Here is a 13260-nt window from a genome sequence, read left to right as displayed (position 1 = left end):
ACTCACTATTTAATCCTTAAAATCTACTTTGTACTTGTACAATGAAGAGGTTGTTATTGTATTGATTTGAATTTTCTATCTGATGTTTATAACGGTCAAACTGTACGCCCAGCTGAATTCTTGCACCATAGTTTTTCAGGAACTCTAATCCTACCATTGGGGTGATGGTTTGTCTTGGATTGGATGCCATTCTGAAATTGGTGTCCAGGTATTCATATCGGCAAGACAGTTCAAAAGCGCTGAGGTTTTTATGATTGATCTCGTATCTTACATTCGGTAGAAAATAAGCACCACGAATCAGATACTGATCAGGGTTATCAGGTCTTGCTTCCGGAGCAATAGAATTATAAAGAATATGGTTTGTTGCTTGTTTAGCTTCAAGTTGCATATCCAGGCTCCATCTCGGATCAAACTGAATCATGGAACTCAGGTCAATTCCAACGGCGTATACTTTTTTGCTGAAAACTTCTCCGATACCTCCATTCAAACCAACATTGAAGTTGTATTTTTTAGATAATCCGAAAAGTAAGCGGGTAGAGTACTGCTTGCCATTATCGTTATCATTGATCTGATTTTTTCCATTACCATTGACTACGGAAACTGCATATTGTAAAGGAATTTCACCCAGCTTTACCTGTCCTGTTGCAGAAAGTCCGATCTGGAAACTTGTCCATCCCAGCTTTCCAAATTCAGAATACTGATTAGACCAATCCAGAGACTTGATAATGTCAATAGGATACGTTTCTTCAATCCCGAACCAAGGTCTGAACTGCCCTACAGTAAAAGCTAATTTGGGACTGAAAGTATACTTCAGATAAGCATTTTCCAGCACTCTGCTTTTAGGATCATTCTTGAAATCTGCAAAATTGGCTAAGGCAACCACCTCCGTACGTTTGCTGATCTGCGCACGTACCTGAACTCTCATGTATTTGAGCATGAAATTATTGCTTGTTCCAGAGCCATCAGAGTGATGAAGCCCGTTTACGTCAACATCCTTACTCATCCCTACCAGATAACGAGCCTGAAAAAGTCCCTTGATCTGAAGTTGCGGATATTTTACATTATCTTCTTCTTGTTGTGGTTTGGTCTGTAAAGAATCCTGTATCTGTGCATTTGCTGAGAAACAGCCCATAAGGATGCACAGGATCAGGCTTCTCTTTTTTAGTGAAAAAAAGGCCATATCTAATTTTTTAATTTTTGCTTTTTGAAATTTATTTAAGCATAAAAGTTCCATCTCTATCCTTTAAAAAGCTGAGGAAATACACTGAACGTGCATATAAAATGGTAAATACTTTTAATTGCTTAAACCCTTCCGCTAAATCTTCGATTTATGCTTTCTCCAATGGAAGGAAATGATCATATATCTAATCCTGGATTCAGGATTTACAAACCTTAAGCAGGAGATTTTTCAATCTGAATTACTTAAGATTAATCTTTTGTTTTTAAGACTCTAAGCCTAAAAATTTGAAAGATGGAGTTTCTTTGAAATCAGTATTTGATTTACCGTGGTAAGTCTGGTAGTTGCTCAGATCCAGTTTCATCACTTTGCCTTTGGGGCTGAGATCAAAATCTTTAAGATCTACCCAGAATGTATTGGGTGTGAAAACAGTTTCAAAATAATATACCAGATTCTTCTGATCCGATACAGAACGCCATCTTGTAGAAGAGATATTAGGTTCAGATGGAGAAGTAATTCCGTAAGGCACAGAACAGTTTCTGATCACACTGAATACACTTGCTACAGCAGTACGGGTATCAGCGGTCTTCGGAATTGCATTGATATAATATGAAGCTCTTACAAAGCGGTCTGCCGCACGGTTGGTTCCCGGAAGCATTACCGTTCCCGGAATACCTTTCCAGTAATTGTTAAGAGCAAGTTGTTCATCAAAAATCGGAGAATTGGTCATTACCGTATAAGAAGGATCGTGGTGGATTACCAATTTTCCGTTGATATATTCTAATACAGCATTATCTCCTGATGCATCAGAAAGAGAAAGGTGTATTGTTGTAAACCTTTCCGTTCCCGGGATATTATCACTTACTACTACAAAAGGTTCTTTTCTTGAAAAATCAACAGCTTCCTTTACCGTAGAAAAATTGTCCAAATAATATTGAGCCCATAAAGAAATGGCAAGTCCCTTTTTACTTCCTTTCGGATCGAATTTCGGATATTGAGATTCTCCCAGCCAAAGCATATTAGCTACAAGTCCTTTTTCGTTCATTCCGTCTGCAGAAGCAATATCCCAGGTAGAACTGATGATGCTTCCGTATTTAGAAGTCCATTTTACAGATTTCGGTCCGGTTTGTCCTGTGCGGTCTATTCCTTTTGGAAATACCCAAAGGTTTGCCGGGATCTCATCACGCCAGTCCATAGAGCGGGCAGTAAGAATCGTGTTTTCCGGACCTTTGTATACAACCCGCGTACATGCTTCTGACGGATTCCATAATCCTATAGAGAGGACCAAAGAAAATAAAATTAAAGGGAACTTTTTCATAATAGTATTATTTGAGTTTAAATTTTATATTGAAATTATTGTGAATATTTCAATGAATTTTTCATCATATTCATTATTTGGTGATATAAATTTAGCTAAAATTGTTTAAATAACCCAATAATCTTAGTTAATAATCCTTAATTCATGTTATGAATCATGCCTAATAGAGTGAATAGGTGAAAATTGTATTTTTTTTCGTATATTTTAAAGATATCTTATTAAAACTAAAGGAAAATAAAGAATGTTTTAACGTGATTTTTATCTGTCTGTTTGATGGTCAGATCCTCTGTGAATCCTTATATGTACAAGAAATTTAATACCACAAAAGAAGAGACAGTTAAAAAAAAGCGGTATATTTGATTGATAGACAATTATATGAATTTTGTAGAGTGCCATGAAGAACCTATCCATATTCCAGGCTATATACAGAGTTTTGGTTACCTAATTGGCATTGACTCAGTGTCACATTCCATTACTTTTTTCAGTAGGAATATTATGGATCTGTTTAAAATCGAAAACTTGGATGAGTTGTTCGATAAAAGGCTTACGGACTTTCCGGAAAGCTTTCCGGATATTATTAAGTCAGATATTTATACTTCTCTAGAGAGATTTACCAGAAGAGAAAATGAAGCCTATTTTGATAAAATCTTTATTGGCGAAAAAGAATATCATTTTTCCGTTTTCAGAAGCGGAGGGGATATTTTTCTGGAGTTTGAAGAAGTACTGATAAATCCTGATAAAAGAATTTCCAATAAATATGATAACTTTTATGTTATTGATACGGAACACGAACTTTGGAATCATTTATTAGAAGCCCTTTCAAAAGTGGTGAATTATGACCGTATGATGGTTTATAAATTCATGATGGACGGTTCCGGAAAAGTGATTGCCGAAAAGAAAAGTGAAAACATGGAAAGTTTCCTTGGACTTCATTACCCGGAATCTGATATTCCTAAGCAGGCACGTGAACTTTATCTTAAAAAAAGAAAAAGAATATTCAGTAATGTACATACTGAAACAGTCCCGATTATAAGTAAAACCAAAGAAAATATAGATCTCAGTTTTTCCGCATCAAGGGGAATGTCTCCTGTTCACAGACAATATCTGATCAACTCCGGAGTTTCTTCAAGCTTCAGTGTCTCCATTATTATAGATAATCATCTTTGGGGATTGGTGACATGCCAGAATGTAGAACCTAAGCATGTAGACCTTGAAGATAGGGTACAGGCAGGAATTTTTACAGCACTTGCTGCCAATGCGTATTCATCTTTTAAATCCAAAAATGAGCTGAACTATCGTATGGAGCTGAATGATAAATTATCTCAGCTGAAAACGAAGTTTTTAAAGCATAATAATCTCTTTGATTCTCTGATTGAAAGTAAGACTGAAATCAGGAATTTTCCAGAAGCAGAAGGGCTTGCTATAGTTTATGATGAAAATATTGTTACAGATGGAGTTGTACCTGCCAGTGATGTGATCAACAGGATTGTACATTGGGGATTGGAGAATACCAACGAACGTATTTATGTTAACCGGAGCTTCCTTAAAAATTATGGAGAAGAACTGAATCTGCCTGAAAGTGCAGCCGGTATTGTTATTTATTTTATTGAAAGAGATAAAAATGAAATGCTGATCTGGTTCCGCAAAGAATTTGATGAGCATATCGACTGGGCTGGAAATCCCGAAAAAAAGATCGGCGTGTTTACTCAAAATGGGGAAGATAAACAGATGGTTTCACCAAGAACGTCTTTCAGGATTTTTACAGAAAATATTAAAGGACATTCTAAAAGATGGAATTCAAGAAACGTGAGTGCTGTACAGGCAATTCGTGATCTGATCCTGGATACATCGCATAAGAATTACAACGCTATCAAAAGGCTTAATGACGAGCTTAAAAAAGTAAATGAAGAACTGGATAGCTTTTCATATACGATTTCTCATGACCTTGGAACGCCTTTGACGGTAATGAAGCTGAATGCTCAAATGCTTTTGGGGAATCTTACCGATAATTCTGAAAAGAGCAAAACAAAGATCAATACTATTATTGAGGAGATTGATAATATGGCTGAAATGATGCATGATGTATTACAGCTCAGCCGTGCCAAGCATAGTGAAATACAATTGGAAAGCCTGAAAACAGGAACCACCATCTATAAGATCTCTGAAAATGCAAAAATCACTTATGGAAGTCCTAAAAGTGAAATTGTGATTAAAGAATGTCCGGATGTTCTTGCAGATAAAACACTGCTGCATCAGGTATTCTTAAATATTATCAATAATGCCGTGAAATATTCTTCTCATAAAGACCAGCCAAGGGTAGAGATTGAAGGGAGTGAAGACGGACAGACTATTATTTACCGTATTTCAGATAACGGAATCGGGATTCCTGAGGAAGAGAAACATAAGATGTTTAAAATCTTTAACAGGATGGATAATGCGAAGAAATTCAAAGGAAATGGAGTAGGATTGTCCATTGTGTACAGGATCATGAAAAGAATAGGCGGAAACGTAGATTATGAGAGCAATAAAGACGGAACTTCCTTCATTTTAACGTTCAAAAAACCTTACATTTGAGAAACTTTAAAATATAATTATGGTATCAGAATATCTTAAACAAAATACAGCAGACTATCACGATGCAGCAGAGAAACTTTTTAATTCTGAAAAGATTTTTAATAAAACCTTCACTTTAGAAGATTATAAAAAGATCATCCATACCAATTATCTGATGCTTCTTTACAGCGAAGGTAAAATATTCAGCAGTCTTTCGGACAAGTATGCGGAGAAACTTCAGCTTGATAACAGAAAGAAACTTCCTCTTATTGAAAAAGATCTTAAAAGCCTTTCTCTGGAAAACAGGGAAGCATCTCACGACCTCGAGTTTGTAAATGAGCATGAAGCTTTGGGAGCCATGTATGTGATCGAAGGTTCTACGTTAGGTGGAAATGTGATTGCCAAGCAGCTTTCTAAAACGGAAGGATTTGATGAGGTGACTTTCAACTTTTTTGGATGCTATCAGGAAAATACAGGACCTATGTGGAAGAATTTTAAAGAGGTTTTGGATATGGAAGTTGCAGAAGAAAACTACCCAGAAGTACTGTCTGGGGCGAAAAAGCTGTATTCGTTTTTACTGAATGTCAACTAATTCCTTTTAATTCTAATAAAATTTCTGAAAAATTGCGCATTTTTTCAGGATTTATTAAATTTGGGGAGTTTCAAATTTAAACTTAACTAAAAAAATAAATAATTTAAAAAGTAACAATATGAAAGTAACTGTAGTAGGTGCAGGCGCTGTAGGAGCAAGCTGTGCAGAATACATCGCAATGAAGAACTTCTGTTCAGAAGTAGTTTTAGTAGACATTAAAGAAGGGTTTGCTGAAGGTAAAGCAATGGATTTGATGCAAACTGCATCTCTAAACGGATTTGATACAAAAATTACCGGAACAACAGGAGATTACAGCAAAACTGCAGGTTCTCATGTAGCAGTAATCACTTCAGGGATTCCTAGAAAACCTGGAATGACGAGAGAAGAATTGATTGGTATCAACGCTGGTATCGTGAAAGAAGTTACTGAAAACTTAGTAAAACATTCTCCGGAAGTAATCATCATTGTGGTTTCTAACCCAATGGATACTATGGCTTATTTAGTACACAAAACTTCAGGTCTTCCTAAGCACAAGATCATCGGAATGGGTGGTGCTTTAGACTCTGCAAGATTCAAGTACAGATTGGCTGAGGCATTAGAATCTCCAATTTCTGATGTTGACGGTATGGTAATCGCTGCTCACAGTGATACAGGTATGCTTCCATTATTGAGCAAAGCTACAAGAAATGGTGTTCCTGTAACTGAGTTCCTTGATGATGAGCAACAAAAATATGTAATCGAAGAAACTAAAGTAGGTGGTGCTACCCTTACTAAATTATTAGGAACTTCTGCTTGGTATGCTCCAGGTGCAGCTGTTTCTGTAATGGTTCAGGCGATTGCTTGTGACCAAAAGAAAATGATCCCTTGTTCATTAATGCTTGAAGGTGAATACGGACAAAACGATATCTGCTTAGGGGTTCCTGCTATCATCGGGGCAAACGGAGTAGAGAAAATCGTAAACGTAACGCTTACTGCTGAAGAGCAATTGAAATTCGCTGAAGCTGCTAATGCAGTAAGAGAAGTGAATGGAGATCTTAAATTCTAATATACTGAATTTTATATAGGAAAACCGCGCCCGAAGGGCGCGGTTTTTTTGTTTGAAAAATATTTACATGATATTTTTTCTTTATGCTGTATCAGTTTTTAGAACCGAATTTATTGAAAAAACGTTCTCTTCCTGTTTTATCATAAACATAAGGGTCAATAAAAAGTTTTGTCCAATCGTTTGTTATTTGTGAAAAATCTTTTCCAATAAATTTTTCTAACTCTGTTTTTTTAACATCAATCTTATAGATTTTATTTTCAAATGGAAGTATTACTTCGACCTCATTAATAAAACTTAATTTTTTCAAGAGTGCTCCGGATCCTGAAATAAGTGCTTTTTGAATTGCATGTCCAGTTGACCAGTATTCTTTGAGATCGTTCTCCGTTAATTTAGATTGTGGATTTAGTTGTTGGTATTCTGTATAGTTTTTTACATAATTTATAGTTGCTTTTCCATTTTCTAATTCAACGTTACTAACAGATCCTCCTGCTCTAAGTCTTGAGGCTTCGGTTTTTAATTGTTCTAAATTCGATTGTACTGGCTGGGAGGTATCGGTTATTTGAGAGTTTTCAGATTTGTTCTCATTGACACAACTTGCTAGTATGCATAAAGTAGTAATTAAGAATACTTTCTTCATTGTAATATTGTAATAAGGTTTCAGATTATAATGATATTTAATTATTCAAAAGTAGTGGTCTTAATAATAATCGCATTACGGGAACCCATAAACTCTTTAAATAGCTTCGACAAAGACTTTGCCCTCGTCGAAATTATTTTTTATTATGTTATTGTGAATTTAACGTAATGAAATGAAGAATTTTAAATGATTGACTTCTATTCAATAATATTTTTTTTATGTCAAATATTGAAGATTAGCACCTATGAAAATATTATCAATAAAAATCATAATACAAACTCCACTCTCCAGTTTCCTTGTTTTTTGCAAACATAAAACTTCCACTGTCTATTACATTCAAGTGAGCTTTACCATCTGAAGAAACCTGGAAAACAAATTCAAACCCTTCACCAAAACCATCCTTAAAACCAATACCAGGCTGGCAAAATGATGGATAACCACCGAGTTTAGTACTGTAACAGTGCTTAATGATATTATAATAACTGTTGAAAAGCCCTTCTCTTTCAAGTTTCACAATGTCGGAAATTAAACGGTAGTCTATATCCTCAATTCCACCACCATCCCATACAGGGGCATCTTTAGGATATAATTCGGAGCGTAGTGGAAATGGTTTTAAATAAGAAACCGGACTTTGTAAATCCTTGATGACTATATTTTCCAAATCATCATATTCCCGGATAACCCAATGATCACCTATTTTTTCAAAAGTTTCCGGAAAATCCTGAGAAATAAAGACTGTGATAAGTTTTTTATCCTTGATCAGTTCCGGAATAAAAGGTTGGTTTGGAAGGTAAAATTGAATAAGCGGCATCATAGGATCTCCGTTTTTATCTAAAGGAATTTCTTCATCTTCAGTATATGCAAATACGCGTCCGATCCATGATTCTTCAATAGTGTTTAAAGGTCTGAATCCTCCGGTGAAAAACTCTGTTGCCGGTCTTTCAATTTTATCTTTTATAGCTTGAATTCTGCTGTCCATACTTGTATAATTGGTGATTAATCTTCTTCTTCAAATTCTGACATCATCAGGCTAATGTACCCTTTGATTTCAGCTTTTTCTTCATCTGTCCATGCAGCAAGTTCCAACGTTAAATTTTTAGCTTCTAAAAGGGAAATCTGCTGATTATATTGAGTGAAAACAACGCATTCTGGAAAGGGTATCCCTTGATCCTTTAATTTTTTAATTTTGTCACTAAGTTCTTGTTTGTTTTGAGATGTAAAGACAAGTGCTGCTTGCTTAATTTCATTAATGTTCATGACGATTTTCTGATGTATTTCAGGAGGTTGTACAGGTAAAGAGGTTTATGCTTTTTTATTTTTAGGGATTTTTACAAGGAGAACAATCGCCCATGCCTGAAGAATAAATTGCAGGATATTCATAATTCCCAGAACAGGATTGATGATTAAGTTAGCCACCAGTGCAGGAATGCCGGCAAGTCCTAATATGAAAAGAATAATGAAAAAATACTTTGCCACTTCGTTACCTTTTCCAATCATATATCCGACACCAAAAACAGCAGCAAGAACGGCAGTAGATATGAAGATAGCCAGTTCTGAATCTAATTGTTCATACGTCCATATCAAACAGCCAATTCCTACAGCTCCTGATAAATAAATGAGATTGGAAGCCTTTGTATAGTTGGGATGTAGTATTATTGTTTCGTTTTCTTCAGTTTTGGAAATATTTGAGTGAATACGTTCTTTTTCTTCATTCGTAAATACTCTTCCTCTTGACTGTAAAATCTCATAAGCATATTGAGTGGCTTCTGGAACGAATTTACTATCAGGTTTTATGTATTGCTCAAGTTCATGATCCGACAATTTTTCAAGAACGTTTTTTTGGGTATCCATCTGTTATAAGTCTTTTTTGCTAAAATACTGAAATTGTATTAAAATTGATAAAGCTTATCATAAAAGGTATTAAAATGAAAAGAGCGGTAAAAACCGCTCCCTACATTATCTAACAATCTAACTTTAATATCTGCATCCGCATCCTGTTTCCCATTCCTGGCAGAAACGCAATGGTTCATGACAAGGAATACCGCCTCCTCCGGGACCTCCGCCTCCAGGGTTACCTCCACCGGTTGATCTGTAACAAGTATCTCCACTACAATAGTAAGATCCGAAAGTTGGCGGGCAATAACCGTCTAAACAAAATGCATAAGCAGTATCACCACCACTGATTAATACCAATTGACTTCTCTTTAATTTCTTTAAATTTTTCATAGTAATTGATGTTTTTAATTTGTTGATTACTAATGTATAAAAATTTTAAGACACTAACAAGTGTTTTAAATATAATTGAGAAATTATTCAATATCTAAAGTCATAAACAGCGCAATTTCCTCAGAATTATTATATAATCTTGTATTAACACCTGTAATATTGAAGCCCATTCTCCTGTAAAATTGAATAGCAGGGTAGTTGGTGTTCTGAGTTTCCAATTCAATCACTCTGCACATAAGTTTCCTTGCTTCTTTGATTACATTTTTAATCAGCATGATCCCGATTCCTTGTCTGCGATATTTTTCATTGACAAGGAGATTTTCTATATAAAAACTGTTGTTCCATGTTCTATGCTCGCCAATGATCCATCCCTGAAGCTCACCTTTATCAAAAGCACCGAAAGAATGATCTTTCTCGATGATGGTATTGAGTTCTTCGATATCTTCAGAATCTGTTTCCCAATTTTTGCTATAGGAAAGAGTTTTTTCTTTTATAATAAATTCAAAAGTTCCACCAAACTCAATCGAGGAAACCGAGTAGATTGTATCTGTTGAGTAACCATTCTGTCCCCAATGTATACTTGGGTTGCTTGTGAGTTTCTGTAATTTTTTTATTTCCACGGAGTAGATGTTTTTATTGAATTTCTGTGCAGATTTCCACTAAATAATTATCAAGGTCTTTGATGTAAGCTGTTGTTTGTCCCCAAGGCTTTACAGTAATGCCTTCATACAATACAGCGCCGTTGTTTATTGATTTTTCAACCAGTGCCTCGACGTTATCTGTAATAAAGCCTAGCTCTATTCCAAAAGGTTTTACTTCTGTTTTTGAATGTAAAAATCCTTTTTTTACATTGGAGGATGCAAGATCAACGGATGCGAAAGAGAGAGTGGTTTCTCCGGTCAATAATTCTCCATAATCCTTTTCAGGAGTGATGAATTTTATCTCAGCATCGAAAGTGTTTTTGTAGAAATTCATTGAAGTCTCTACATTTTCTACATACAGGATAACATATTTGAATTTGATCATATTATTATATTTAGCAGTAATTATTGAATTAAAATTATTTTAATTTTTACTTAGAATATACTCTTCATCTACCATCATTTCAACATGGGGACTACTAGTTTGAGGATAGTATTTTAAGCCTTCCAAATGTCCGAAATGAAGCGGATATTTCTGAGTCAACTGTTTTATTTTACTTCCAAAGATATTGAGATTCACAATTTGAATAGCATCTTTTGTCTGCCTGCCATTCGTAAAAAAGAGCATCAGATTGCAATGGTTGTTAAAATCATGATCTTTATAATAGAATACATTGATTTTTTCTTCTTTGCAGATAGGGATTAGATCTTTGATGAAGTGTTCTTTATCTGTTAAAGGCAGATTACAGTCAATCCTTATAGAAAGATTTTCAGCATTATTCTTTTTGAAATCCGAACCTACAAGCTGAAGAAAGCGGTGTTCAATTTTTCCTGAATGATCTCTTGCTATGTGAAAGGTTTGAGTCCTTTCTGATGTAAATGGAAGACTTGAATCCAGTGATATAGCACTTTCACGTATTAGCAGTTCTTCTATTTCGAGAGCCAACTGAAAATAGAAGTCAAAAAGCTGATGTCCCCCAATACTGATGATCATTTGATTTCCACTGATATTAAGATGTAAGAAAGCATGTTTAAACTGAGTTTTAAGAGCCTCCAGTTTTTTAATAAAATCATCGATGTTCTCAAGTTGAACTCTTGCAACCAGTTCTGCTTCGTTATCAGCATGACCTCCGTATCCTTCGAAAAACTTAAAAAAGCTAAAATTGTAGAGGTTTTCAGGAAACTTAAAGTACCAGTATACTCCTAAAATCATGGTGAATTGTGTTGATGAATTGCATAAAGATCAAATTTAAAGAAAATTTCATACTCTAAAACTTTCAAAACCCCTAAATTTGTGATGAATAAAAAATTTACGTGGATGTTTAGGAAAATTTCAATTGCGGCAGTTACTTTCATGTCCGTAGTTACGATCAATGCACAGAAGGTCAAAAATTCTCAATTAGAGAGACCCAAATTAGTTGTAGGTCTTGTAGTAGACCAGATGCGTTGGGATTATTTATACCGTTTTTACAATAAATATGGTAATGACGGTTTCAAAAGACTTTTGAACACAGGATATTCTTTAAATAACGTACATATTCCTTATGTTCCTACCATTACGGCATTAGGACATACTTGTATCTATACAGGATCTGTACCGGCTATTCACGGGATTGCCGGAAATGACTGGACGGATAAGGAAACGGGTAAAGGAGTATATTGTACAGCGGATGACAGCGTACAGCCGGTAGGAACAACGAATACAAAAACAGGAAGCCACTCTCCAAAAAATCTTTGGTCTACAACAGTAACTGATGAATTGAGATTAGCAACTAACTTCCAGGGAAAGGTAATCGGAGTTTCTTTGAAAGACAGAGCCTCTATTCTTCCTGCAGGACATACACCAAACGGAGCTTTCTGGTTTGACGACAGTACCGGGAACTTTATTTCAAGTACATGGTATATGAGTGATCTTCCTCAGTGGGTGAAGTCATTCAACTCACAGAATTTGCCTGAGAAACTGGTAGCAAACGGCTGGAACACTTTATTACCAATCAACCAGTATACGGAAAGTGCTCCTGACAATTCTCCTTGGGAAGGTTTATTAGGGAGTGCAAAAACTCCAACATTCCCTTACAATGATCTTGCTAAAGATTATCAGACTAAAAAAGATAATATTCGTTATACACCTTTTGGAAATACATTGACATTAAAGTTAGCGGAAGCTTCTGTGGAAGGTGAAAAATTAGGAGGTGATAATATTACAGACTTTTTAGCGATCAACCTTGCTTCTACGGATTATGCAGGACATAAATTCGGACCAAACTCTATTGAGGTAGAAGATGTTTATATCAGATTAGATCAGGATTTAGCACAATTCTTCAATTACCTGGATTCAAAAGTTGGAAAAGGAGAATATACCGTTTTCCTTTCTGCTGACCATGGTGGTGCACATTCTGTAGGATTCCTGAAAGAACATAAAATCCCGACAGGTTTCTTCGGAGAAGGTGCTGAAAAGAATCTTAATCAAAAGCTTAAAGATAAATTCGGAGCTGATAAGCTGATCAACGCGATTGACAATTATCAGATCTATTTTGACAGAAAAGTATTGGCAGACAGCAAACTTGAGCTGGATGATGTAAGAAACTTTACGGTAAAAGAACTAGAAAAAGATCCTACTGTTTTATATGCGGTGTCTGTAGACAGAGTTCAGGAAGCCAGCATTCCGGAGCCGATCAAACAGAGAATTATTAACGGAATCAACAGACAGAGAAGCGGAGATATTCAATTGATCTCTCATGATTCTATGCTTCCTCCATATTCTAAGACAGGAACTACACACAGTGTATGGAACTCTTATGATTCACACATTCCGTTAATCTTTATGGGATGGGGAGTAAAACAGGGAGAAAGTAACAAGGCTTATCATATGACCGATATTGCGCCTACTGTTTCTTCATTGTTGAAAATTCAGTTCCCAAGCGGAAATGTTGGAAATCCAATCACAGAAGTTATGGGTAAATAATTGAATAGAATTATTATCAATATACAGCTGCTTTCATTATTGGAAGCAGCTTTTTATTTTAGAATATATGAAAAGGAAAAGGGTAGAGCATAAGTTCCTTTTTTGG

14 protein-coding genes are annotated in these 13260 nt (G+C 35.4%); 4 read left to right on the top strand and 10 right to left on the bottom strand.

The window, feature by feature from the left end:
• Positions 1–16: 16 nt before the first annotated feature.
• The gene (locus BW983_RS22665) at positions 17–1180 is read right to left on the bottom strand and encodes a porin (RefSeq protein WP_084184653.1); all 1164 of its coding nucleotides are present in this window, start codon (positions 1178–1180) and stop codon (positions 17–19) included.
• 262 nt (positions 1181–1442) lie between these two features.
• Positions 1443–2495 carry a linear amide C-N hydrolase gene (locus tag BW983_RS22660; protein ID WP_076554029.1) on the bottom strand — a complete coding sequence of 351 codons (1053 nt, stop codon included), beginning with the start codon at positions 2493–2495 and terminating at the stop codon, positions 1443–1445.
• Between the two features lie 375 nt (positions 2496–2870).
• Here BW983_RS22660 and BW983_RS22655 point away from each other — a divergent pair, with 375 nt between their 5' ends.
• The 3 genes from BW983_RS22655 to BW983_RS22645 all read left to right on the top strand — a co-directional run bounded on the left by BW983_RS22655 (position 2871) and on the right by BW983_RS22645 (position 6685).
• The gene (locus BW983_RS22655) at positions 2871–5069 is read left to right on the top strand and encodes an ATP-binding protein (RefSeq protein ID WP_076554028.1); all 2199 of its coding nucleotides are present in this window, start codon (positions 2871–2873) and stop codon (positions 5067–5069) included.
• A gap of 19 nt (positions 5070–5088) precedes the next feature.
• The gene (locus BW983_RS22650; protein WP_076554027.1) at positions 5089–5640 is read left to right on the top strand and encodes a biliverdin-producing heme oxygenase; all 552 of its coding nucleotides are present in this window, start codon (positions 5089–5091) and stop codon (positions 5638–5640) included.
• Positions 5641–5758: 118 nt separating this feature from the next.
• Complete coding sequence (locus BW983_RS22645) at positions 5759–6685, top strand: malate dehydrogenase (protein ID WP_065396130.1); 927 nt, start codon at positions 5759–5761, stop codon at positions 6683–6685.
• 91 nt (positions 6686–6776) lie between these two features.
• Here the strand turns inward: BW983_RS22645 and BW983_RS22640 are convergent, their stop codons facing one another.
• From BW983_RS22640 to BW983_RS22605, 8 genes are all read right to left on the bottom strand, one after another.
• Positions 6777–7322, bottom strand: a complete 546-nt coding sequence (locus BW983_RS22640) for a hypothetical protein (RefSeq protein WP_076554026.1) — start codon at positions 7320–7322, stop codon at positions 6777–6779.
• Positions 7323–7578: 256 nt separating this feature from the next.
• A complete protein-coding gene (locus tag BW983_RS22635; RefSeq protein ID WP_076554025.1) occupies positions 7579–8301 on the bottom strand; it encodes a YwqG family protein in 723 nt (240 codons plus the stop codon).
• A 17-nt stretch (positions 8302–8318) separates the two neighbouring features.
• The gene (locus BW983_RS22630; protein ID WP_076554024.1) at positions 8319–8579 is read right to left on the bottom strand and encodes a hypothetical protein; all 261 of its coding nucleotides are present in this window, start codon (positions 8577–8579) and stop codon (positions 8319–8321) included.
• Positions 8580–8624: 45 nt separating this feature from the next.
• The gene (locus tag BW983_RS22625) at positions 8625–9173 is read right to left on the bottom strand and encodes a hypothetical protein (RefSeq protein WP_076554023.1); all 549 of its coding nucleotides are present in this window, start codon (positions 9171–9173) and stop codon (positions 8625–8627) included.
• Positions 9174–9296: 123 nt separating this feature from the next.
• On the bottom strand, positions 9297–9548 hold the full coding sequence (locus BW983_RS22620) for a hypothetical protein (protein WP_076554022.1): 252 nt from the start codon (positions 9546–9548) through the stop codon (positions 9297–9299).
• A gap of 83 nt (positions 9549–9631) precedes the next feature.
• Positions 9632–10168, bottom strand: a complete 537-nt coding sequence (locus BW983_RS22615) for a GNAT family N-acetyltransferase (RefSeq protein WP_076554021.1) — start codon at positions 10166–10168, stop codon at positions 9632–9634.
• Positions 10169–10181: 13 nt separating this feature from the next.
• The gene (locus tag BW983_RS22610) at positions 10182–10574 is read right to left on the bottom strand and encodes a VOC family protein (RefSeq protein ID WP_076554020.1); all 393 of its coding nucleotides are present in this window, start codon (positions 10572–10574) and stop codon (positions 10182–10184) included.
• Positions 10575–10613: 39 nt separating this feature from the next.
• On the bottom strand, positions 10614–11402 hold the full coding sequence (locus BW983_RS22605) for a hypothetical protein (RefSeq protein WP_076554019.1): 789 nt from the start codon (positions 11400–11402) through the stop codon (positions 10614–10616).
• Positions 11403–11507: 105 nt separating this feature from the next.
• Between BW983_RS22605 and pafA the strand changes: the two genes are divergently transcribed.
• On the top strand, positions 11508–13154 hold the full coding sequence (pafA, locus tag BW983_RS22600) for an alkaline phosphatase PafA (protein WP_139329348.1): 1647 nt from the start codon (positions 11508–11510) through the stop codon (positions 13152–13154).
• The last annotated feature ends 106 nt before the right edge of the window (positions 13155–13260 follow it).

This window comes from Chryseobacterium ureilyticum (assembly GCF_900156735.1).
Classification (GTDB): Bacteria; Bacteroidota; Bacteroidia; order Flavobacteriales; family Weeksellaceae; genus Chryseobacterium; species Chryseobacterium ureilyticum.
The sequence above is the reverse complement of the archived record's forward strand: the minus strand, read 5'-3'. Positions and strand labels throughout refer to the sequence as shown.